Here is a 19728-nt window from a genome sequence, read left to right as displayed (position 1 = left end):
CTAGATATTATACATAGCGTCAAAAATCGCCGCACTTTGAATATTTATTTTGACATTCAAGGTCTGACCGAAAGTTTCAAACTCATTTCGAAGATAAGTGAAATCCTGTTTTTCGTCACTAGAAACGACCGCCATCATAGTAAAGTATTCATCCAACACCGTCTGAGAAATATCGTCAATATTCAAACCCAACTCTGCAATCTTAGTAGACACGCCTGCAACGATCCCAGCCTTGTCCTTACCAACCACTGTAATAATAGCCTTCATCCTTATACCCCATTTCTACGATTTTTAGAAAACCTGAACGTTTTTGATTTTCTTTTTTCCTAGTATAGCATATTTCCATAGAAAATACTAAAAAACGCCTGCTTACGAAGTTGTTCTTAAGAAAAAAACAATTTCGTAAACAAGCGTCTACCCTATCAAATGATGATGAGTGTTCCCGCTAGGACATAAGTCCCAGCGGTAGACCAGAGCTAGACTAAGAGCACAAGACTCCATCATCATAACACTCAACAAAATTGATGATTTTATACTAATTCGATGATCGCCATTGGCGCAGCATCACCACGACGTGGTTCAGTTTTAAGGATACGAGTGTATCCACCGTTACGTTCAGCATAACGAGGTGCGATTTCTGAGAACAATTTTTGAAGTGCTGTAGTAGAAGTGTACTTATCAGTTGCTTCATCATAGTTTTCAGATGCGATTTCATTACGTACGAAAGCAGCTGCTTGACGACGTGCATGCAAATCACCACGTTTACCTAGAGTAATCATTTTTTCAACAGTTTTACGGATTTCTTTAGCACGAGCTTCAGTTGTCACGATTGATTCGTTGATCAAAAGGTCAGTTGTCAAATCGCGAAGCATTGCTTTACGTTGTGAGCTAGTGCGTCCTAGTTTACGGTAAGCCATGTATTCCTCCTTTATTTATCTTTTAATCCAAGACCCAAGTCAATGAGTTTGAGTTTCACTTCTTCCAAACTCTTGCGTCCAAGATTTCGTACCTTCATCATCTCTGCTTCAGATTTTTCTGTCAAATCATGCACAGTATTGATACCGGCACGTTTCAAACAGTTGTATGAACGCACAGACAAGTCCAGTTCCTCAATCGTACGATCCAAAATACGATCGTCAGATTCAGTATCAGCTTCTTTCATCACTTCAGTTGACTTAGCAATCTCAGTAAGATTTGTAAACAAATCAAGATGTTCTGTCAAGATACGCGCTGAAAGCCCTAAAGCATCTTCTGGAATAATTGTTCCATTAGTCAAGATTTCAAGGGTTAATTTGTCAAATCCATCATTGCTACCTACACGAGCAGGCTCTACTTGATAGTTGACTTTTGTAACTGGTGTATAAATAGAATCTACAGCAAGTGTTCCAACTGGTGCATTATCTTTTTTGTTTTCATCAGCAGGTACATATCCACGACCACTGTTAACAGTCATTGTCGCTTTTAGAGAAGAACCTTCACCGATTGTAAAGAGATAATGATCTGGATTTACAATCTCAATATCACTATCAGTCAAAATGTCTCCAGCTGTAATTTCAGCAGGACCTTCAACGTCAAGTTCAATGATTTTTTCGTCTTCAACGTATGATTTCACTGCAATCCCTTTAATGTTCAGAATGATTTGCATCACGTCTTCACGAACACCTGGGACTGTGTCAAACTCATGCAAGACACCTTCAATGTTGATAGATGTCACTGCTGCTCCTGGTAGAGAAGCTAGTAGTACACGACGAAGAGAGTTACCAAGAGTTGTACCGTAGCCACGTTCAAGTGGTTCGATTACAAACTTGCCATAATCTTTATTCTCATCAATTTTTGTTATATTTGGTTTTTCAAACTCAATCATTTAGTTACTCCCTCTTAAACGAAAAGCAGTGTAATGCGATGATTATACACGGCGACGTTTTGGAGGACGAGCACCATTGTGTGGCACTGGAGTCACATCACGAATTGCTGTTACTTCAAGACCAGCGGCAGCAAGCGCACGAATAGCTGACTCACGACCAGAACCTGGACCTTTTACAGTAACTTCAACTGATTTAAGACCGTGTTCTTGTGCAGATTTAGCAGCAGCTTCAGAAGCCATTTGAGCAGCGAATGGTGTAGATTTACGAGAACCTTTGAAACCAAGAGCACCAGCTGATGACCAAGCAATTGCATTACCATGCACATCAGTAATCATAACAATAGTGTTATTAAATGTAGCGTGAATATGAGCAATACCAGATTCGATATTCTTTTTCACACGACGTTTACGTGTTGGTTTAGCCAAGACTTTTACCTCCTATATTATTTTTTCTTACCAGCAATCGCAACAGCTTTACCTTTACGAGTGCGAGCGTTGTTTTTGGTGTTTTGTCCACGGACAGGAAGTCCACGACGGTGACGAATACCACGGTAAGAACCGATTTCCATCAAACGTTTGATGTTCAAGTTTACTTCACGACGAAGGTCACCTTCAACTTTGATTGCATCCACTTCACGACGGATAGCATCTTCTTGATCTGACGTAAGGTCACGTACACGAACATCTTCTGAAATTCCAGCAGCAGCCAAAATTTTCTTAGATGTTGCAAGTCCGATACCATAAACGTAAGTTAATGAGATTACTACGCGTTTGTCATTTGGAATGTCAACTCCAGCAATACGAGCCATGTTTTCTCCTTTCTATCTTATCCTTGACGTTGTTTGTGTTTTGGATTTGCTGGGCAAATTACCATAACACGACCATTACGACGAATTACTTTACAGTATTCGCAAATTGGTTTGACCGATGGTCTTACTTTCATTTCTTATCCCTCCAAGTTTTTCGATTATTTAAAGCGGTAAGTGATACGTCCACGTGTCAAGTCATATGGACTCATCTCGACAGTAACACGATCTCCCGCTAAAATACGAATATAGTTTTTACGAATTTTACCAGAAACTGTTGCTAAAATCTGATGTCCATTTTCAAGTTCAACCGTAAACATTGCGTTAGGCATTGTATCGACTACTTTGCCTTCAACTTCAATCACATCGTCTTTTGCCACGCAAAAGCACCTCCATAAATTTCGATTTGATGCCTCTAAACATAGAGACAACAATTATAAGTCAGACTATCTCAGTATAACATTTGTAGCGATTTTTTGCAAGTGTGAAAAACGCTTTATTTCAAATTTGTCAATACTTTTTCGATGTCTTTGAACACATCATTGATATCTTGATTTCCTTCGATATCGTGGACCAAACCTTTGGCACGGTAGTGAGCAATGATTGGTTCACCTTGTGCAATATTAACATCCAAACGACGCTTAACTGTCTCCGGTTTGTCATCTTCGCGTTGGTAGTAATCTTCTTCTTTGTAGTCAACTGGTGGGTTGAAAACTTTGTGGAAGGTTTCACCTGTTTCGCGGTGGATGATGCGGCCACTCAAACGTTCCAAGAGAGAGTCTGGGTTCACTTCGATGTTGATCACACCTTCTAGTTCGATACCAAGTTCAGCCAATGTTTTGTCCAAGGCATGCGCTTGTTCAATCGTACGTGGGTAACCATCCAACAAGAAACCTGTTTCCTTGATGTCGTCCTGCGAAAGGCGTTCTTTAACGATTCCATTTGTAACTTCATCTGGAACCAACTCACCTTTGTCGATGTATGACTTTGCAAGTACACCCATTTCAGTTTGATTTGCCATAGCAGCACGGAACATATCTCCAGTTGAAATGTGTGCCACGTGGAATTGCTCCACAATTTTAGCTGCTTGCGTTCCCTTACCTGCTCCAGGTAAGCCCATAATCAAAAGATTCATGATAGGATCTCCTTATTTTGTATTTAAATAGAAGCAGAAATCTCTTTCAACCCCTATTTAAAAACAAAATAGAAGAGGGGAGACGAAAATCTCTCTGATAGATAGATCTTCATACTCCACTCTCTAAGCAAAAGTAATTTTGCTTTTATTCTGTTTTATCCATGAAACCAACATACTTACGTTTCAATAGGTAACCTTCTAGCTGTTTGATTCCTTCGATACCAGTTGAGATAATGATCAAAAGACTAGTTCCCCCAAAAGCAACAGCTTCTGAAAGACCAAAGACATCTTTTGCCACAATCGGCAAGATTGAAATCACACCAAGGAAGATTGATCCGACCGTCGCAAGGCGACGAAGAAGTTTCGACATGAATTCTTCAGTTCCCTTACCAGGACGGACACCATGAATGTAGGCTCCACTTTTTTGCAAGTTTTCTGCTGCTTTCTCTGGATTGATCTGTACAAATGTATAGAAGAATGTAAAGAGAATGATCAACAAGGCATACATAGCAACACCTGTTGGAGATGTTGTAGATAACATTTCCTGTGCTGTACGTACCCAAGCCCAATCATGACCTGTAGCACTCAAAAACTGAAGAATGGCTGCAGGTGCTGCTGTAATGGAACTTGCAAAGATAACTGGGATAACCCCCGCTGGGTTTACCTTCAATGGAAGGTATGAGCTTGATGGGGCTCCTTGAGCAACTTTTGTATATTGGATTGGAATTTTATATTCTGCCTGTTGAACATAGGTTGTAAAGTATACAATCAACAAGACAGCGATAATCAAAATAACGACAAAGATAATAGATGAAGTCAAACGGCTACTTGGAATATTGACGAAGTAGTCAACATAGATTCCTTTAATCATCTCAGGGATTGAAGCGACAATACCTGCAAAGATGATCATAGAAACACCGTTTCCGTATCCCTTATCTGTAATTTGTTCCCCGAGCCAAGTTACAATCATACTACCTGCTGTGAGGATAATACCAATAGTAACAAAAACTTGTGGAGTTAACGCTGTCGTTAATAATTTTGCTCCAGATAGAGTATTAAATCCTGCTGTAATCCCGATAGATTGAACAAATGCAAGTACAAGTGCAATATAACGAGTAGCCTGATTTAGTTTTCTCCGTCCTACTTCCCCTTGTTTGCCCCATTCTACAAACTTCGGTAAAATATCCATTTGTAGCAATTGAACAACGATGGAAGCAGTGATATACGGACTTACTCCGAGTGCGAAAACGGAGAAGTTCTTCATGGCATTCCCTGAAACAAGACTAAGCATGTTCAAGAAAGATAAACCACTGAGAGCTTCTAAACTTTTTGCATTCACACCTGGAACAGTGATACTTGTCCCAATACGGAAAACAAGAATAATAAAAATCGTAAAGAGAATTTTTGATCGAACTTGTTTAACCTTGAGCGCTTCTTTTAATAATTTAAAAAACATGGGTCACCTCTCTTAGATGACTTCTACAGAACCACCTTTAGCAGTGATAGCTTCCTCAGCTGATTTAGAGAATTTAGCTGCTTTCACAGTCAATTTCTTAGTCAACTCACCGTTACCAAGAATTTTAACTCCTGATTTTTCAGCTTTCACAATTCCTGCTTCGATAAGTACAACTGGAGTTACTTCTGCACCGTCTTCAAAGACGTTGAGTTGGTCAAGGTTTACAATTGCGTATTCTTTAGCGTTGATGTTAGTGAATCCACGTTTTGGAAGACGACGGAACAATGGAGTTTGTCCACCTTCAAAACCAAGGCGAACTCCGCCACCGCTACGAGCTTTTTGACCTTTTTGACCGCGACCAGATGTTTTACCGTTACCTGATGAAGTACCACGACCAACACGGTTACGTACTTTACGAGAACCTTCTGCAGGTTTCAATTCATGAAGTTTCATTATTATTTTCTCCTCTTTTGTAAAATGCTAGCGCCGATAAGAGAGAAAAGGTTGTCTCCCTTATCAACTCGCCTATACATTGTCATCTTAGATGACTATATCTAGTTTTAGGGGATGAGTATTGCCACATCCCCTAAAAATTCATTAGTTTACTTCTTCAACTGTTACCAAGTGAGATACTGCAGTGATCATACCACGGATAGCAGCGTTGTCTTCTTTGATAACAGAGCTGTTCAATTTGCCAAGTCCAAGTGCTACAACAGTTTTACGTTGTGATGGAATGCGTCCGATTGGAGACTTAGTCAAAGTAATTTTAATTTGAGCCATTTTATCCCCTTTCTTATGCCAAATCAGAAACTGAAATACCACGAAGGGCAGCAACTTCTTCAGCGCGTTTCAATTGTTTCAAACCTTCAACAGTTGCGCGAACAATGTTGATTGGAGTGTTAGAACCAAGTGATTTAGATGTAATATCTGCCACACCTGCCAATTCCACAACGGCACGAACTGCACCACCAGCGGCAACTCCAGAACCTTCTACAGCAGGTTTCAACAATACTTTAGCTCCACCGAATTCTGAAAGAACTTCGTGTGGGATTGTTGTTCCAACCATAGGAACTTCAATCAAGTTTTTCTTAGCATCTTCTACTGCTTTGCGGATTGCTTCTGGAACTTCTTGAGCTTTACCAGTACCAAATCCTACGCGACCGTTGTGGTCACCAACAACAACAAGAGCTGCGAAACGAAGACGACGTCCACCTTTAACAACTTTTGTAACACGGTTGACAGCAACTACGCGTTCTTCTAATTCAACTGCATTGTCTTTAAATGCCATTTTCTAGTGTCCTCCTATTAGAATTTCAATCCGTTTTCACGAGCTGCATCAGCCAAAGCTTTCACACGTCCGTGATATAGATATCCACCGCGGTCGAACACCACTTCTGAAATACCTTTAGCGTTTGCACGTTCTGCAACGAGTTTACCGACAGCAACGGCTTGTTCAGTTTTAGTTCCTTTTGAAACTTCTTTGTCAAGAGTTGAAGCACTTGCGAGCGTTACACCCGCTACGTCATCAATCACTTGAGCGTAGATGCCTGTATTAGAACGGAATACGTTCAAACGTGGGCGATCAGCAGTTCCAGAGAGTTTTCCGCGAACGCGACGGCGGCGTTTTTGGCGGAGTTTGTTTTTATCTGGTTTAGAAATCACAGTTTTCACCTCTTTAGTTTTAAATCGTGTGCTATGCACTAAGTTGGAAAATAGGTTGGTGGTTAAAAATCAACCACTCAACATTATTTACCTGTTTTACCTTCTTTACGGCGAACGAATTCACCAACGTAACGGATACCTTTACCTTTATATGGTTCTGGTGAACGAAGGCTACGTACGTAAGCAGCTGTTTGACCAACTACTTCTTTTGAAATTCCGCTAACAACGATTGTTGTTGGGTTTGGAAGTTCAAAAGTAATTCCTTCTGGAGCTTCAACTTCGTCTGGATGAGATTTACCAACAGCCAAAACAAGTTTAGATCCTTGAAGTTGTGCACGGTAACCAACCCCACGCATTTCAAGTTCTTTCTTGAATCCTTCTGATACACCAACAACCATGTTGTTCAAAAGGGCACGAGTAGTTCCGTGGATTGTTTTCATTTCTTTTGAATCGTTTGGACGGTGAAGAGTTACTTCAGTACCTTCCACACGAATTTCAATATCTTTTGAGAACTCACGAGTAAGTTCTCCTTTAGGTCCTTTTACAGTTACAACGTTGCCATTGTTAGTGATTTCAACACCAGCAGGCAACACGATAACTTTATTACCAATACGTGACATGTTTTTATTCTCCTGTTAAATTGTCAGGCCAGAACGGCCAGTTTTCACGGGGGGCATTCGGATTAGAGCAAACCTAGTTTCTTTCGAAAAGCTTTGACAAACTCCTGATATTCTGTCAATACATCAATAGCCGCAGGACTATAACCAATTTCACATAAAAGAGATACAAGGTCATCTTTTGACAATTCAGCCAAAGCGTCTTCTGCAACAATAAGTTTTTCATTCAATTCAGTAGCTTTCATCTTTTTCTCCTAAACTAATTTACTCTCTATTTAGCTGATCAGTAAATCAGCTAAATTGAACACGAGCTATGGTCTGTGTGAAAAAGACAAATCTTCCTAGAGTGTTAACACTCTTTGTCAGATTTCCTATTTTCACATTGCTCATGACGCTCTTTGTATCTTGATTTTACCAAACGTAAGCGATAACTTCTCCACCAACATTCTTTTGGCGAGCTTCTTTATCAGTAAGCAAACCTTCAGAAGTTGAAAGGATAGCAATTCCAAGTCCGTTAAGAACTTTTGGAAGATCTTCACGTTTTTTGTAGACACGAAGTCCTGGTTTAGAAACACGTTTCAAGTTAGTGATAACTTTTTCACCGTTTGGTCCGTATTTAAGGAATACACGGATGATGCCTTGTTTGTCATCTTCGATGATTTCTACGTTCTTAACAAAACCTTCGCGTTTAAGGATTTCAGCAATCCCTTTTTTGATGTTTGATGCAGGTACTTCAAGTACTTCGTGTTTCGCTTGGTTAGCGTTACGAATACGAGTTAGGAAGTCTGCGATTGGGTCAGTCATAACCATTTTGTTTTTCTCCTCTTACTAGTAGTTTGCAAGTTGCACTTGCTAGTTAACGATTGAGCTGGGCTCAGATAGTATTGACACATTCAAATGAGAGAACTCTTATTTGAACACGAGCTACAACCTGTGCAAAAAAGATAAATTTGTTTTGGAGCATCGCTCCTTCTCCAAATTTCCTATTTTTGCTGTGGTTGTTACGCTCTTTGTATCATGATATTACCAAGATGCTTTTGTTACACCAGGAATTTGTCCTTTGTAAGCTAATTCACGGAAGCAAACACGGCAAAGTTTAAATTTGCGGTAAACTGAATGTGGACGACCACATTTTTCACAACGAGTATAAGCTTGAGTAGAGAACTTCGCTGGACGTTTGTTCTTAGCAATCATTGATTTTTTAGCCATTAGATTTACCTCCTATATTATTTTGCAAAAGGCATTCCAAGGCCTGTAAGCAATGCACGTGACTCTTCGTCAGTGTTAGCAGTTGTTACGATAACGATGTCAAGACCACGAGTTTTGTCAACGTCATCAAAGTTGATTTCTGGGAAGATCAATTGTTCTTTCACACCAAGAGTGTAGTTTCCGCGTCCATCAAATGATTTTGTTGGAACACCGTGGAAGTCACGCACACGTGGAAGTGAAACTGAAACCAATTTGTCCAAGAATTCGTACATACGTTCACCACGAAGGGTAACTTTTGCACCGATCGCTACACCTTCACGAAGACGGAAGCCGGCGATTGATTTTTTAGCTTTAGTGATAAGTGGTTTTTGACCTGAGATAAGTGCCAATTCTTCAGCAGCTTTTTCAAGACTTTTAGCGTTTGATACAGCTTCACCAACACCCATGTTCAAAACGATCTTATCTACTTTAGGCACAGCCATCACTGATGAGTAGTTGAATTGTTCTGTCAAAGCAGGAACTACTTCATTAAGATATTTTTCTTTTAAACGATTTGCCATTATACTTCTCCTTTCCTTCGTGATTAATCAAGCACTTCGCCTGATTTTTTGTTGTAGCGAACTTTTTTACCGTCTACAAATTTGTAACCAACACGACCAGCTACACCATTTTTGTCCAATACTTGAACGTTTGATACGTGGATAGCTGCTTCTTTCTCGATGATACCACCTTGAGGAAGCTCGTTAGTTGGACGTTGGTGTTTCTTAACGATGTTAACACCTTCAACGATAACTTTGTTTACTTTTGGAAGGGCAGTAAGGACAACAGCTTCTGTTCCCTTATCTTTACCAGCGATTACGCGAACTTTGTCGCCTTTTTTTACAAACATTAGGTTTCTCCTTGATTTTTCTTACGCCCATAAGGGCACCCTGGAAAGTAATCCAGGGGACTAGTTTGTTTTTAAAAATTAAAGTACTTCTGGAGCAAGTGACACGATCTTCATGAAGCCACCTTCACGCAATTCACGTGCAACTGGGCCAAAGATACGTGTTCCGCGAGGAGTTTTGTCTTCACGGATGATAACTGCTGCGTTTTCGTCAAATTTGATGTATGAACCATCAGCACGACGAGCACCTGATTTAGTACGAACGATAACAGCTTTTACAACGTCACCTTTTTTAACCGCACCACCAGGAGTAGCTTGTTTTACAGATGCCACGATAACATCACCGATGTTTGCAAATTTACGTCCTGAACCACCAAGAACTTTGATAGTCAAGATTTCGCGCGCACCGCTGTTGTCTGCGACTTTCAAACGAGTTTCTGTTTGAATCATTTCAGTTTTCTCCTTTCAGGTTTGATTAGATGATGACCGCTTCTTCAACAACTTCTACAAGACGGAAATGTTTTGTAGCTGAAAGCGGACGAGTTTCCATGATACGTACGATATCGCCTTCTTTGGCAACATTGTTTTCATCATGTGCTTTGTATTTCTTAGAGTAGTTAATACGTTTACCATAGACTGGGTGGTTACGTTTTGTTTCAACTACAACTGTGATTGTCTTGTCCATTTTGTCAGATACAACACGTCCAACAAGAACTTTACGATTATTGCGTTCCATTGAAATTTCTCCTTCCCTAGTCTATTATTTCGCTTCAGATTGAACTGTTTTGATACGAGCGATTTGTTTTTTAACTTCTTTCAAGCGAGCTGTTTGTTCCAATTGACCAGTAGCAGCTTGGAAACGAAGTTCAAACAATTCTTTTTTCAATTCGTTTTCGCGCTTCGCGAGTTCTTCTTGAGAAAGACCACGAAGTTCTTTAACAAATTCTTTTACTTCATTAAGTTTCATGCCTTCTCCTTATTCTGCTTCACGTTTTACGAATTTACATTTAACTGGCAATTTGTGGCTTGCAAGACGAAGCGCTTCGCGAGCGATTTCTTCAGATACACCAGCGATTTCAAACATCACTTTACCACGTTTAACTGGTGCTACCCAACCTTCAGGTGCCCCTTTACCAGATCCCATACGCACACCGATAGCTTTAGCAGTGTATGATTTGTGTGGGAAGATTTTAATCCAAACTTTACCACCACGTTTCATGTAACGAGTCATGGCGATACGAGCAGCTTCGATTTGGCGGTTAGTGATCCAGTGGCTAGTTGTAGCTTGAAGACCGTATTCACCGAATGCTACTTCTTTTCCACCTTTTGCTTCACCGCGCATTTTTCCACGGAATTCACGACGGTGTTTAACACGTTTAGGTACTAACATTGGTTATTTACCTCCTTTAGTGTTTTTACGAGCTGGAAGAACTTCACCACGGTAGATCCATACTTTAACACCAAGTTTACCGTATGTAGTATCTGCTTCTTCCCAAGCGTAATCGATATCTGCACGAAGTGTGTGAAGTGGAACAGTTCCTTCAGAGTATCCTTCAGCACGGGCGATATCTGCACCGTTCAAACGACCTGATACTTGAGTTTTGATTCCTTTAGCTCCAGCACGCATTGCACGTTGGATTGCTTGTTTTTGTGCACGACGGAAAGCAACACGTTGCTCCAATTGACGAGCAATTCCTTCACCTACAAGGTGAGCATCCAAATCAGGTTGTTTGATTTCGATGATGTTGATGTGTACTTGTTTTCCAGTCAATTTGTTAAGTTTTGCACGGAGTGCATCAACGTTAGCACCACCTTTACCGATAACCATACCTGGTTTAGCAGTGTGAAGTGAAACGTTAACTTTGTTTACTGCGCGTTCAATTTCGATAGTTGAAACTGCTGCGTCAGCAAGTTCTTTTTGAACGAATTTACGGATTGCAAGATCTTCATGAAGGTAATCCGCGTATTCTTTTTCAGCATACCATTTGGCATCCCAATCACGGATGATGCCGACACGCATACCAATTGGATGTACTTTTTGACCCACGATGTTACCTCCTTATTTTTCTGCAACAGCTACAGTGATGTGAGCTGTACGTTTGTTGATTGGTGAAGCTGAACCTTTCGCACGTGGACGGAAACGTTTCATAGTTGGTCCTTCGTTTGCGAATGCTTCAGATACTACCAAGTTAGCTTTGTCCAAACCAAAGTTGTTTTCAGCGTTAGCTACAGCTGAATTCAAAACTTTCAAGATGATTTCAGCAGCTTTGTTTGGTGTGAATGTCAAGATTGCAATAGCATCGGCTACGCTTTTACCACGGATGTTGTCAAGAACAAGACGTGATTTACGAGGTGAAACACGTACTGTACGAGCCATTGCTTTAGCTGAAGTAATTTCTGCCATTTATGTTCTCCTTATTTTCTACGTGTTTTCTTGTCGTCTGCAGCGTGACCTTTGTAAGTACGAGTTGGTGCAAATTCACCAAGTTTGTGACCTACCATGTCTTCTTGGATGTAAACAGGTACGTGTTTACGGCCGTCATAAACTGCAATAGTGTAACCAATGAAACTTGGGAAGATCGTTGAACGACGTGACCAAGTTTTGATAACTTTTTTCTTTTCGTCGTTAGCTTGAGCTTCAACTTTTTTCATCAAATGCTCATCGACGAAAGGTCCTTTTTTAAGACTGCGTCCCATTTTTATATTTTCTCCTTTAAATGTTGTACCACAGCGGCTTGCGCTCACATGGAGCGCTACCGAGCTGGCGGATTTCCTAGTTGCTTAGGCGACTAGTTTACTATTATTTCTCGTTGCGACGACGAACGATAAGTTTGTCAGATTTCGCTTTCTTGTTACGAGTTTTAAGACCAAGAGCAGGTTTGCCCCATGGAGTAGATGGCGCTTTACGACCAACTGGTGCTTTACCTTCACCACCACCGTGTGGGTGATCGTTAGGGTTCATTACAGAACCACGAACTGTTGGGCGGATACCTTTCCAACGGCTACGTCCTGCTTTACCAAGGTTTACAAGTCCATGTTGTTCGTTTCCGACAACACCAACTGTAGCACGACAAGTTCCAAGAATCATACGAACTTCGCCAGATTGAAGACGAACAAGAACGTATTTACCTTCTTGACCCAATACTTGAGCAGAAGCACCAGCAGCACGTACCAATTCTCCACCACGACCTGGTTTCAATTCGATGTTGTGGATCAAAGTACCAACTGGGATGTTAGCAAGTGGAAGAGCGTTTCCGACTTTGATATCTGCTTCCGGACCTGAAACGATACGTTGACCAACTTCAAGACCTTTTGGAGCGATGATGTATGCTTTCACACCGTCAGTGTAGTGTACAAGAGCGATGTTTGCAGAACGGTTTGGATCGTACTCGATAGTTTTAACAACTGCTTCAACGTTGTCTTTGTTACGTTTGAAGTCAACCAAACGGTAGAAACGTTTGTGTCCACCACCTTGGTGACGAACAGTGATACGACCGTTGTTGTTACGACCAGCCTTGCTCTTCAAAGCAACAAGCAATGATTTTTCAGGAGTGCTTGTTGTGATTTCAGCGAAATCCAAAGAAGTCATATTACGGCGACCGTTTGTTGTTGGTTTATAAACACGAATTCCCACGATATTTCCTCCTTAGATTATTCAGCTTCAGCAGCGAACAACTCGATTGCTTTTGAATCAGCTGTAAGTGTGATGATAGCTTTTTTAGTTTTGTTAGTAAAACCTGTGTAACGTCCAACACGTTTTGCTTTTGGTTTTACGTTGATTGTGTTAACGTTGGCAACTTTAACACCTTCGAAAGCAGCTTCAACAGCTTGCTTGATCAAAAGTTTGTGTGCACGAGTGTCAACTTCAAATACATATTTTCCTGCTTCAAGTTGAGCCATTGAGCTTTCAGTGATAACAGGTTTTTTGATAACATCATACAAATTCATTATGCAAGAACCTCCTCGATTTTAGAGATAGCTGCTTGTGTGACAAGAAGTTTGTCGCTATTTGCGATGTCAAGAACACTTGCAGTTGTAGCAGTTGCAACTTTCACGTTTGGAAGGTTACGAGCTGAAAGAGCTGCGAATTCATTTCCTTCTTCAAGGATAACAAGAACTTTAGAATCGATGCTCAATGCTGCAAGAACTTTTGCAAATTCAGCAGTTTTTGGAGCTGTAAATGAAAGAGCGTCTACAGCTACGAATTTGTTTTCAGCAACTTTTTCAGAGTAAACTGATTTAAGAGCTAGGCGACGAACTTTTTGTGGAAGTTTGTAGCCGTATGAACGTGGAGTTGGTCCGAAGACAACACCACCACCACGCCATTGTGGTGAACGGATAGAACCTTGACGAGCACGTCCAGTTCCTTTTTGACGCCATGGTTTGCGTCCACCACCTGATACTGCAGAGCGGTTTTTAACAGCGTGTGTTCCTTGACGAAGGCTTGCGCGTTGGCTGATGATCACATCAAACACAACTGATTCATTTGGTTCGATACCAAATACTGCATCGTTAAGAACAACTTGGCCAGCTTCTTTACCAGTTTGGTCAAATAATGTTACGTTTGCCATTGTGACTGATTTCCCCTTTCTTTATTATTTACCAGCTTTAACTGCTGATTTGATAGTGATAAGAGATTTCTTAGCACCTGGTACGTTACCTTTGATAAGGATAACGTTCTTTTCTGGAACAACTTGTACAACTTCAAGGTTTTGAATTGTTACGCGGTCGCCACCCATACGTCCTGCAAGGTTTTTACCTTTGAATACGCGGTTAGGTGCAACAGGTCCCATAGAACCTGGACGACGGTGGTAACGAGAACCGTGAGCCATTGGTCCACGTGATTGTCCGTGGCGTTTGATAACACCTTGGAAACCTTTACCTTTAGAAGTACCAGTTACGTCAACAACGTCTCCAGCTGCGAATGTTTCAACTGTGATTTCAGCACCAACTTCCAAGCCTTCAACGTTTTTGAATTCACGAATGAAGCGCTTAGGAGCCGTGTTAGCTTTCGCTACATGTCCTTTAGCAGGTTTGTTGCTCAATACTTCGCGTTTGTCATCGAAACCAACTTGGATAGCGTTGTATCCGTCTGTTTCAACAGTTTTAACTTGAAGAACAACGTTTGGAGTTGCTTCAATAACTGTTACAGGGATCAATTCGCCAGCTTCAGTGAAGATTTGAGTCATTCCCACTTTTTTCCCTAAGATTCCTTTTGTCATGAGAAAATAGTTCCTTTTCTATATTTTTTATTCAAAAAGTTTTTAACGAGCGTTTTTTATGCTCAAGGTATCAAGCTTTAGATTAAAGTTTGATTTCTACGTTTACACCACTTGGAAGATCCAATTTCATCAACGCGTCAACTGTTTTTTGAGTTGGGTTAACGATATCGATCAAACGTTTGTGTGTACGCATTTCAAATTGTTCGCGAGAGTCTTTGTATTTGTGAGTCGCACGAATAATTGTGTAGAGGCTACGCTCAGTTGGAAGTGGGATTGGACCCGCAACTTGTGCACCTGTACGAGTAGCTGATTCTACGATTTTTGCAGCCGCTGTGTCAAGCGTACGGTGTTCGTAAGCTTTCAAACGGATACGGATTTTTTTGTTTGCCATCTTTTTCTCCTTTTCGTCTATTTAAGATAATAGGCTAGCTCCACAAGAAAACCGACGCGCGTTGCGTGGCAATGCAACCGAGCGTGTCGCAACCTCTTGCATCAAAGCTAAGGCTGTAATTTACAGCACCATAATAGAATAACACAAAGCCCCTGCGATTGCAAGGGATTTGTGAGCTTTTTTTCGTTTTTTTGGGATGAAACTGTTTTCCTATTTCATCTTCCTATGACTACTGATTTACGACCTTAAAATTTAGTCTTTTCTTCTATATAATATGAGTCATTTTGACTTTGAATTTATCTTCTGATTGATCCACTAAGATATCTGCTTTAAACTCGGTTTCTCTATAGTAACGCTGATACTGCTCCCGTCTCATCTGATGGCTAGCTAGTATAAAGGAAGCATCGCGATTTCTCATAGTCGTATCTCGAGCTAGGCGCCGCTTTAATTCGGTCTCTTCATCCGTGTAGAAACAGATAGTTTTGTCAAAGAGTTCCTTGGGTAGGAAACCCACAGACATCCCTTCGACAAGCAGTATCGGTTTCGAACCAGATAAGACTTCGCTTGGCTTCCAAGGTTCATCAATCGTCAAGATGTCCAGACCTGCCTGCAAGGCGAGAATATCTCTCTGCAAACTTGCCAGTTCATGCGCCACTGGCAGACAAGCTGTCACCTTTTGATCAGGTGCTTGCTTTGGTATTACCAGGTGACGTTCTGAAGTGATATAGGGATCTGTTTCTAGTAAATTTACTGTAGTAGAATCTAGTGCTTGATATAATTCCTGAGCGAAGGTTGACTTGCCTGATGCACCGTGACCGTAGATCCCCAGTGTTTTGACTTTTCCCGTTTCGATCTCTGAGACCAGTTGGTCTATTAAATCATTTTTCTTCATTCTCTCTTCACCTGTTCATAGCTTTCTTTTCCGTCATTGAGCTTGTCCCAAATAACTATTTGCCCACTTTTGAGGGATTTTTGCACATCAATAATCCGTTGATTAGAGGAACCTCGGAACTGGAGCATGAGATTGCGCTTGCTTTTGTCATAACGACCATCGACAAGGATGTCAATCAACGACAAGAGTTCCAGCTTGTCTGGAGTCTCCAGCATCATTTCTTCCCAAGTATAACCTGTCCAGGACCAGATGTCTTTACCTGGCAATTCCTTTCGAATGCGTTTAACGAGAGGCAAGAGAATTCCTGTATTAAGAAAGGGTTCTCCTCCTAACAGGGTCAATCCTTGAACATAGGGCTGAGCAAGGTCTACCATGATCTGTTCTTCTAACTCTGCTGTATAAGGAATGCCTGCATTGAAAGACCAAGTCGCAACATTATAACAACCCTCGCAGTGGAACATACAGCCTGCGACATAGAGGGAGTTGCGCACACCTTCTCCATCGACAAAGTTAAAGGCCTTATAATCAATGATTCGCCCTTTACTAAGCTCCTCGCTTTTCCATTCACCTGGTTTTGGTGTATTCCATGTCATCCTTCTACTCCAAATCTATCCAGTAACGCTCCGTTCCGTTTCGAACATCCTCCAACTCCCCACCATTAGCTAAGATAACAGCTCGGCTTGCTGGATTTTCTGTGCTACAAGTCACTAAAGCTCGTTTAATATTCTTTCCCTTAGCAACTTGTAGACCTTGTCGGAGGGATTCTTTCGCATAACCCTTACCTCTTTCAGATGGACGAATGGAGTAGCCAACATGGCCAGCATGATTCAGCAAGCCCTCATGTAGTCTCAGCCGTAGATTCAAAAAGCCTAAAGCATGGCCTGATTTATCAAACAATACGAACTGAATTGATGGAACGCGATTTTCCAGTAATCCTATTCCCATTTCTTTATTCTGGCTAGTTTCAAGCCAGTCCTCGTAAGAGAAATTCTCAATATCCCAAAATCCACCATTGTGTGCTGATTGGGTCTCTTCAAACTCCTCTATCATATCTAAAACGGCTTCCTTATCCGCCAATTTCGGCCTGCGTAGTTCCATCCTTACCTCCCATCTAAGAGAAAAGCGAGAGCGGACTCTCACTTTTATTTTTTCTTGTTCTTGTTTAAAAACTGTTCTCTGAGGTTGAGCAAGCGTTCTTTTTTACCTGTTCCACCTTTAGAGTATTTCTCGTGATAACGGGTCACTTGTGCGCGTCCCTTATCGTCTAATTGGTATTTCCCCATTGCGTTTCCTTCTAATTTGTTACTTCATGTCCTGCCGTTTTAATGGTTGAGCCATTCATGTGTTTGACACGCGCAGCGATTTCCTTGTGGCGTCCGTTAACCATCGGACGCGCTTGAGGATTTCCCAGATAACCACACGTACGTTTGACTACATCTACTGTTTTAGGGTCGCTATTGCCACAGTTGGGACAAGCAAAGCCTCTCTCAGTTGGTTCAAAATCCCCTTCAAAGTCACACTTGTAGCAACGATCAATCGGAGTATTGGTCCCTAGATAGCCAACTCGGTCATAGGCATAGTCCCAAACAGCTTCCAGGGCCTTAGGATTTTGTTGAAGAACTGGATACTCACAATAATGGATAAAGCCACCTGACGCACCTGCTTCTGGATAAACTTTCTCAAAGTCTAATTTTTCAAACGGTGTTGGATTTTTACGAACATCGTAGTGGAAAGAGTTGGTGTAGTATTCCTTGTCCGTGATGTCCGGAATAGAGCCGAACTTCTCTGTATCCAAGCGACAGAAGCGGTCTGTCAGACTTTCAGACGGTGTGGAGTAGATAGAGAAATGGTAACCATATTGGTCAGACCACTCTTCCACACGACGTTTCATATCGCGAATGATATCCAATGTGAATTCCTTGGCTTCAGGATTGCTTTCCCAGCTGTTTCCAAAGAAGACCGTCGCAACTTCGTACAAACCGATGTAGCCCAGCGAAACTGTCGCGCGGCGATTCTTAAAGAGTTGATCTACACTTTCTTCTTTTCCGAGACGGCGACCGAAGGCTCCGTACTGATAAAGGATAGGGGCATTCGCTGGTGTTGCTTCCTTGGTCCGTTCAACACGGTAAACCAGAGCATCTTCTGCGATGTTCATACGCTCATTGAAGATTTCCCAGAACTTATTCAGATCCCCTTCAGACTCGAGGGCGATACGAGGCAGATTGACTGTCACAACACCTAGATTCATACGACCTGAATTGACCTCGACACCATTCTCATCCTTCCATCCTTGGAGGAAAGAACGGCAGCCCATAGGAACCTTGAAGGAGCCTGTCAGTTCGATAATCTTATCATAGGATAAGACATCTGGGTACATCCGCTTGGTTGCACACTCAAGAGCCAACTGTTTGATATCGTAGTTAGGTGACCCCTCCTCTAAGTTAAGGCCTCTTTTCAGCGTAAAGATGAGTTTAGGGAAGATAGCTGTACGGTGTTCTGAACCAAGCCCCTTGATTCGGATGTTTAAGATAGCTTTTTGAATTTCCCGCTCAAAACGACTAGTTCCTAGACCAAAACCGAGCGAAGTAAAAGGTGTTTGTCCATTTGAAGTGAAGAGGGTGTTGATTTCATACTCAAGAGATTGCATGGCATCGTAGATGTCCTTTTGCGTTTTTTTCCAAGCGTAATCTTCCCGTTTTTCGGGCAAGACCCACTCTTCCGCATCCTTGAGGTGTTTTTGATAATTCTTCTCCGCATAAGGCGCCAAGACTTCATCGATACGGTCAGCTGAACAGCCCCCGTACTGGCTAGAAGCAACGTTGGCGATGATTTGTGAAATTTGAGCTGTCGCAGTCTGGATAGACTTGGGACTCTCTACCTCTGCATTCCCAATCTTAAAACCATTTTCCAGCATGCCTTTAAAATCAATCAAACAGCAGTTGGTCATCGGAGTGTAGGGGCTGTAGTCCAAGTCATGATAGTGGATATCCCCTTTTTGGTGAGCATTAGCTACGTGCTTAGGAAGCATTTGCAGCCCGATTGACTTCCCAACAATCCCTGCTGTCAAATCACGTTGGGTGTTGAAGACATCGCTGTCTTTATTGGCATTTTCATTGACAACTGCTTGATCTTTATTGAGAAGTTTATGGATACTAAAGTTGATATCTGTCGCTTTTGAGCGCTCAAAATCCCTTTGTGTCCGATAAGTGATATACTCCTCAGCCAAGGCATATTCTTTGGCTTCAAGGAGTTCATGTTCTACGACATTTTGAATTTCGTAAATCTTGACACCTTGAGGGAAGCGACTGTGAATTTCAGTCACGATTCTTTCAACTAGACCATTTAGGCGTTTTTCTACTAGAGGCGTAACGTCCATAACCTTTTCCGCCGCCTTGTGGAGAGCCTTGTCAATCTTGTCTACATCAAACACCACTCGTCTACCATCTCGTTTTTCAACGAACAAGGTGGGAACGGTTGCAAGCTTTTCTTCTAATACAATCATATCCATGCTCTTTTCTAAAATGTTGTTCTATGAAGTATTATACCACTCTAAAAATAAAAATCAATATCTTGTGTTAAAAATCCTAA

General features: G+C 41.5%; 36 protein-coding genes. All 36 read right to left on the bottom strand.

Going from position 1 to position 19728, the window contains the following annotated elements; genetic code table 11:
* A complete protein-coding gene (locus tag Q4443_RS07015; protein WP_000644111.1) occupies positions 1-267 on the bottom strand; it encodes an ACT domain-containing protein in 267 nt (88 codons plus the stop codon).
* A gap of 263 nt (positions 268-530) precedes the next feature.
* Entirely contained in the window at positions 531-917 is a 387-nt protein-coding gene (gene rplQ / locus Q4443_RS07010) for a 50S ribosomal protein L17 (protein ID WP_000331493.1), read from the bottom strand.
* Positions 918-928: 11 nt separating this feature from the next.
* On the bottom strand, positions 929-1864 hold the full coding sequence (locus Q4443_RS07005; protein WP_000568993.1) for a DNA-directed RNA polymerase subunit alpha: 936 nt from the start codon (positions 1862-1864) through the stop codon (positions 929-931).
* Between the two features lie 42 nt (positions 1865-1906).
* On the bottom strand, positions 1907-2290 hold the full coding sequence (gene rpsK / locus Q4443_RS07000; RefSeq protein WP_001118385.1) for a 30S ribosomal protein S11: 384 nt from the start codon (positions 2288-2290) through the stop codon (positions 1907-1909).
* 17 nt (positions 2291-2307) lie between these two features.
* On the bottom strand, positions 2308-2673 hold the full coding sequence (gene rpsM, locus Q4443_RS06995) for a 30S ribosomal protein S13 (RefSeq protein ID WP_000090781.1): 366 nt from the start codon (positions 2671-2673) through the stop codon (positions 2308-2310).
* Between the two features lie 17 nt (positions 2674-2690).
* Positions 2691-2807, bottom strand: a complete 117-nt coding sequence (gene rpmJ / locus Q4443_RS06990) for a 50S ribosomal protein L36 (RefSeq protein ID WP_001808836.1) — start codon at positions 2805-2807, stop codon at positions 2691-2693.
* Between the two features lie 24 nt (positions 2808-2831).
* Positions 2832-3050 (bottom strand): translation initiation factor IF-1, encoded by a 219-nt coding sequence (gene infA / locus Q4443_RS06985; protein ID WP_001029883.1) that lies wholly within the window; start codon positions 3048-3050, stop codon positions 2832-2834.
* Positions 3051-3166: 116 nt separating this feature from the next.
* Positions 3167-3805 (bottom strand): adenylate kinase, encoded by a 639-nt coding sequence (locus Q4443_RS06980; protein WP_049519216.1) that lies wholly within the window; start codon positions 3803-3805, stop codon positions 3167-3169.
* A gap of 145 nt (positions 3806-3950) precedes the next feature.
* A complete protein-coding gene (gene secY, locus Q4443_RS06975; protein WP_000465387.1) occupies positions 3951-5261 on the bottom strand; it encodes a preprotein translocase subunit SecY in 1311 nt (436 codons plus the stop codon).
* Positions 5262-5273: 12 nt separating this feature from the next.
* Positions 5274-5714 (bottom strand): 50S ribosomal protein L15, encoded by a 441-nt coding sequence (rplO, locus tag Q4443_RS06970; protein ID WP_000766089.1) that lies wholly within the window; start codon positions 5712-5714, stop codon positions 5274-5276.
* A gap of 144 nt (positions 5715-5858) precedes the next feature.
* Positions 5859-6041: a 50S ribosomal protein L30 gene (gene rpmD, locus Q4443_RS06965; RefSeq protein WP_000057241.1), complete on the bottom strand. Its 183-nt coding sequence runs from the start codon at positions 6039-6041 to the stop codon at positions 5859-5861.
* A gap of 13 nt (positions 6042-6054) precedes the next feature.
* Positions 6055-6549, bottom strand: coding sequence for a 30S ribosomal protein S5 (rpsE, locus tag Q4443_RS06960; protein WP_000874204.1), 495 nt, complete (start codon positions 6547-6549; stop codon positions 6055-6057).
* Between the two features lie 17 nt (positions 6550-6566).
* The gene (gene rplR / locus Q4443_RS06955; protein ID WP_049519217.1) at positions 6567-6923 is read right to left on the bottom strand and encodes a 50S ribosomal protein L18; all 357 of its coding nucleotides are present in this window, start codon (positions 6921-6923) and stop codon (positions 6567-6569) included.
* An 83-nt stretch (positions 6924-7006) separates the two neighbouring features.
* Positions 7007-7543 (bottom strand): 50S ribosomal protein L6, encoded by a 537-nt coding sequence (gene rplF, locus Q4443_RS06950; protein ID WP_049519218.1) that lies wholly within the window; start codon positions 7541-7543, stop codon positions 7007-7009.
* A gap of 62 nt (positions 7544-7605) precedes the next feature.
* Complete coding sequence (locus Q4443_RS06945; protein WP_000648250.1) at positions 7606-7785, bottom strand: hypothetical protein; 180 nt, start codon at positions 7783-7785, stop codon at positions 7606-7608.
* A 166-nt stretch (positions 7786-7951) separates the two neighbouring features.
* Complete coding sequence (gene rpsH, locus Q4443_RS06940; protein WP_000245504.1) at positions 7952-8350, bottom strand: 30S ribosomal protein S8; 399 nt, start codon at positions 8348-8350, stop codon at positions 7952-7954.
* 213 nt (positions 8351-8563) lie between these two features.
* A complete protein-coding gene (locus Q4443_RS06935) occupies positions 8564-8749 on the bottom strand; it encodes a type Z 30S ribosomal protein S14 (RefSeq protein WP_001085697.1) in 186 nt (61 codons plus the stop codon).
* A gap of 17 nt (positions 8750-8766) precedes the next feature.
* Positions 8767-9309: a 50S ribosomal protein L5 gene (rplE, locus tag Q4443_RS06930; protein ID WP_000013542.1), complete on the bottom strand. Its 543-nt coding sequence runs from the start codon at positions 9307-9309 to the stop codon at positions 8767-8769.
* 23 nt (positions 9310-9332) lie between these two features.
* On the bottom strand, positions 9333-9638 hold the full coding sequence (gene rplX, locus Q4443_RS06925) for a 50S ribosomal protein L24 (RefSeq protein ID WP_000497691.1): 306 nt from the start codon (positions 9636-9638) through the stop codon (positions 9333-9335).
* A gap of 78 nt (positions 9639-9716) precedes the next feature.
* Positions 9717-10085, bottom strand: a complete 369-nt coding sequence (gene rplN / locus Q4443_RS06920) for a 50S ribosomal protein L14 (RefSeq protein WP_000616545.1) — start codon at positions 10083-10085, stop codon at positions 9717-9719.
* 25 nt (positions 10086-10110) lie between these two features.
* Positions 10111-10371 (bottom strand): 30S ribosomal protein S17, encoded by a 261-nt coding sequence (rpsQ, locus tag Q4443_RS06915; protein ID WP_130554805.1) that lies wholly within the window; start codon positions 10369-10371, stop codon positions 10111-10113.
* Positions 10372-10395: 24 nt separating this feature from the next.
* Positions 10396-10602, bottom strand: coding sequence for a 50S ribosomal protein L29 (gene rpmC / locus Q4443_RS06910; protein ID WP_000772918.1), 207 nt, complete (start codon positions 10600-10602; stop codon positions 10396-10398).
* A gap of 9 nt (positions 10603-10611) precedes the next feature.
* Positions 10612-11025 (bottom strand): 50S ribosomal protein L16, encoded by a 414-nt coding sequence (gene rplP, locus Q4443_RS06905; protein WP_000960946.1) that lies wholly within the window; start codon positions 11023-11025, stop codon positions 10612-10614.
* Positions 11026-11028: 3 nt separating this feature from the next.
* Positions 11029-11682 (bottom strand): 30S ribosomal protein S3, encoded by a 654-nt coding sequence (gene rpsC, locus Q4443_RS06900; protein ID WP_000529936.1) that lies wholly within the window; start codon positions 11680-11682, stop codon positions 11029-11031.
* A gap of 12 nt (positions 11683-11694) precedes the next feature.
* Positions 11695-12039 (bottom strand): 50S ribosomal protein L22, encoded by a 345-nt coding sequence (gene rplV / locus Q4443_RS06895; protein ID WP_000818137.1) that lies wholly within the window; start codon positions 12037-12039, stop codon positions 11695-11697.
* Between the two features lie 11 nt (positions 12040-12050).
* Positions 12051-12332, bottom strand: a complete 282-nt coding sequence (gene rpsS / locus Q4443_RS06890; protein WP_000533766.1) for a 30S ribosomal protein S19 — start codon at positions 12330-12332, stop codon at positions 12051-12053.
* Between the two features lie 103 nt (positions 12333-12435).
* Positions 12436-13269: a 50S ribosomal protein L2 gene (rplB, locus tag Q4443_RS06885; RefSeq protein WP_000512910.1), complete on the bottom strand. Its 834-nt coding sequence runs from the start codon at positions 13267-13269 to the stop codon at positions 12436-12438.
* Between the two features lie 17 nt (positions 13270-13286).
* A complete protein-coding gene (locus Q4443_RS06880) occupies positions 13287-13583 on the bottom strand; it encodes a 50S ribosomal protein L23 (protein ID WP_001055347.1) in 297 nt (98 codons plus the stop codon).
* Complete coding sequence (rplD, locus tag Q4443_RS06875; RefSeq protein ID WP_000024537.1) at positions 13583-14206, bottom strand: 50S ribosomal protein L4; 624 nt, start codon at positions 14204-14206, stop codon at positions 13583-13585. The genes Q4443_RS06880 and rplD overlap by 1 nt, the downstream gene beginning before the upstream one ends.
* A gap of 24 nt (positions 14207-14230) precedes the next feature.
* Positions 14231-14857, bottom strand: coding sequence for a 50S ribosomal protein L3 (gene rplC / locus Q4443_RS06870; protein ID WP_000160197.1), 627 nt, complete (start codon positions 14855-14857; stop codon positions 14231-14233).
* 82 nt (positions 14858-14939) lie between these two features.
* Entirely contained in the window at positions 14940-15248 is a 309-nt protein-coding gene (gene rpsJ / locus Q4443_RS06865) for a 30S ribosomal protein S10 (RefSeq protein WP_001284513.1), read from the bottom strand.
* 265 nt (positions 15249-15513) lie between these two features.
* Complete coding sequence (locus Q4443_RS06860; RefSeq protein WP_049519219.1) at positions 15514-16140, bottom strand: uridine kinase; 627 nt, start codon at positions 16138-16140, stop codon at positions 15514-15516.
* Positions 16137-16733, bottom strand: coding sequence for an anaerobic ribonucleoside-triphosphate reductase activating protein (gene nrdG / locus Q4443_RS06855; protein ID WP_049519220.1), 597 nt, complete (start codon positions 16731-16733; stop codon positions 16137-16139). Before nrdG ends, Q4443_RS06860 begins: the two co-directional genes overlap by 4 nt.
* 4 nt (positions 16734-16737) lie before the next feature.
* A complete protein-coding gene (locus Q4443_RS06850) occupies positions 16738-17238 on the bottom strand; it encodes a GNAT family N-acetyltransferase (RefSeq protein ID WP_049519221.1) in 501 nt (166 codons plus the stop codon).
* Positions 17239-17282: 44 nt separating this feature from the next.
* Positions 17283-17423 carry a hypothetical protein gene (locus tag Q4443_RS06845; RefSeq protein ID WP_000521635.1) on the bottom strand — a complete coding sequence of 47 codons (141 nt, stop codon included), beginning with the start codon at positions 17421-17423 and terminating at the stop codon, positions 17283-17285.
* Between the two features lie 11 nt (positions 17424-17434).
* Positions 17435-19642, bottom strand: coding sequence for an anaerobic ribonucleoside-triphosphate reductase (gene nrdD, locus Q4443_RS06840; protein WP_049484765.1), 2208 nt, complete (start codon positions 19640-19642; stop codon positions 17435-17437).
* Positions 19643-19728 lie beyond the last annotated feature (86 nt).

The sequence above is a fragment of the Streptococcus sp. GP0011 genome (assembly GCF_030546305.1).
Lineage (GTDB): Bacteria > Bacillota > Bacilli > Lactobacillales > Streptococcaceae > Streptococcus.
Note: the sequence above shows the minus strand (reverse complement) of the source record. Positions and strands in the feature narration are given on the sequence as shown.

Bases quoted from the DNA above. Each gene is read 5' to 3' on its own strand.
- Q4443_RS07015 (WP_000644111.1), bottom strand. From the start codon at position 267: ATGAAGGCTATTATTACAGTGGTTGGTAAGGACAAGGCTGGGATCGTT.
- rplQ (WP_000331493.1), bottom strand. From the start codon at position 917: ATGGCTTACCGTAAACTAGGACGCACTAGCTCACAACGTAAAGCAATG.
- Q4443_RS07005 (WP_000568993.1), bottom strand. From the start codon at position 1,864: ATGATTGAGTTTGAAAAACCAAATATAACAAAAATTGATGAGAATAAA.
- rpsM (WP_000090781.1), bottom strand. From the start codon at position 2,673: ATGGCTCGTATTGCTGGAGTTGACATTCCAAATGACAAACGCGTAGTA.
- rpmJ (WP_001808836.1), bottom strand. From the start codon at position 2,807: ATGAAAGTAAGACCATCGGTCAAACCAATTTGCGAATACTGTAAAGTA.
- Q4443_RS06980 (WP_049519216.1), bottom strand. From the start codon at position 3,805: ATGAATCTTTTGATTATGGGCTTACCTGGAGCAGGTAAGGGAACGCAA.
- secY (WP_000465387.1), bottom strand. From the start codon at position 5,261: ATGTTTTTTAAATTATTAAAAGAAGCGCTCAAGGTTAAACAAGTTCGA.
- rplO (WP_000766089.1), bottom strand. From the start codon at position 5,714: ATGAAACTTCATGAATTGAAACCTGCAGAAGGTTCTCGTAAAGTACGT.
- rpmD (WP_000057241.1), bottom strand. From the start codon at position 6,041: ATGGCTCAAATTAAAATTACTTTGACTAAGTCTCCAATCGGACGCATT.
- rpsE (WP_000874204.1), bottom strand. From the start codon at position 6,549: ATGGCATTTAAAGACAATGCAGTTGAATTAGAAGAACGCGTAGTTGCT.
- rplF (WP_049519218.1), bottom strand. From the start codon at position 7,543: ATGTCACGTATTGGTAATAAAGTTATCGTGTTGCCTGCTGGTGTTGAA.
- Q4443_RS06945 (WP_000648250.1), bottom strand. From the start codon at position 7,785: ATGAAAGCTACTGAATTGAATGAAAAACTTATTGTTGCAGAAGACGCT.
- rpsH (WP_000245504.1), bottom strand. From the start codon at position 8,350: ATGGTTATGACTGACCCAATCGCAGACTTCCTAACTCGTATTCGTAAC.
- Q4443_RS06935 (WP_001085697.1), bottom strand. From the start codon at position 8,749: ATGGCTAAAAAATCAATGATTGCTAAGAACAAACGTCCAGCGAAGTTC.
- rplE (WP_000013542.1), bottom strand. From the start codon at position 9,309: ATGGCAAATCGTTTAAAAGAAAAATATCTTAATGAAGTAGTTCCTGCT.
- rplX (WP_000497691.1), bottom strand. From the start codon at position 9,638: ATGTTTGTAAAAAAAGGCGACAAAGTTCGCGTAATCGCTGGTAAAGAT.
- rplN (WP_000616545.1), bottom strand. From the start codon at position 10,085: ATGATTCAAACAGAAACTCGTTTGAAAGTCGCAGACAACAGCGGTGCG.
- rpsQ (WP_130554805.1), bottom strand. From the start codon at position 10,371: ATGGAACGCAATAATCGTAAAGTTCTTGTTGGACGTGTTGTATCTGAC.
- rpmC (WP_000772918.1), bottom strand. From the start codon at position 10,602: ATGAAACTTAATGAAGTAAAAGAATTTGTTAAAGAACTTCGTGGTCTT.
- rplP (WP_000960946.1), bottom strand. From the start codon at position 11,025: ATGTTAGTACCTAAACGTGTTAAACACCGTCGTGAATTCCGTGGAAAA.
- rplV (WP_000818137.1), bottom strand. From the start codon at position 12,039: ATGGCAGAAATTACTTCAGCTAAAGCAATGGCTCGTACAGTACGTGTT.
- rpsS (WP_000533766.1), bottom strand. From the start codon at position 12,332: ATGGGACGCAGTCTTAAAAAAGGACCTTTCGTCGATGAGCATTTGATG.
- Q4443_RS06880 (WP_001055347.1), bottom strand. From the start codon at position 13,583: ATGAATTTGTATGATGTTATCAAAAAACCTGTTATCACTGAAAGCTCA.
- rplD (WP_000024537.1), bottom strand. From the start codon at position 14,206: ATGGCAAACGTAACATTATTTGACCAAACTGGTAAAGAAGCTGGCCAA.
- rplC (WP_000160197.1), bottom strand. From the start codon at position 14,857: ATGACAAAAGGAATCTTAGGGAAAAAAGTGGGAATGACTCAAATCTTC.
- rpsJ (WP_001284513.1), bottom strand. From the start codon at position 15,248: ATGGCAAACAAAAAAATCCGTATCCGTTTGAAAGCTTACGAACACCGT.
- Q4443_RS06860 (WP_049519219.1), bottom strand. From the start codon at position 16,140: ATGAAGAAAAATGATTTAATAGACCAACTGGTCTCAGAGATCGAAACG.
- nrdG (WP_049519220.1), bottom strand. From the start codon at position 16,733: ATGACATGGAATACACCAAAACCAGGTGAATGGAAAAGCGAGGAGCTT.
- Q4443_RS06850 (WP_049519221.1), bottom strand. From the start codon at position 17,238: ATGGAACTACGCAGGCCGAAATTGGCGGATAAGGAAGCCGTTTTAGAT.
- Q4443_RS06845 (WP_000521635.1), bottom strand. From the start codon at position 17,423: ATGGGGAAATACCAATTAGACGATAAGGGACGCGCACAAGTGACCCGT.
- nrdD (WP_049484765.1), bottom strand. From the start codon at position 19,642: ATGATTGTATTAGAAGAAAAGCTTGCAACCGTTCCCACCTTGTTCGTT.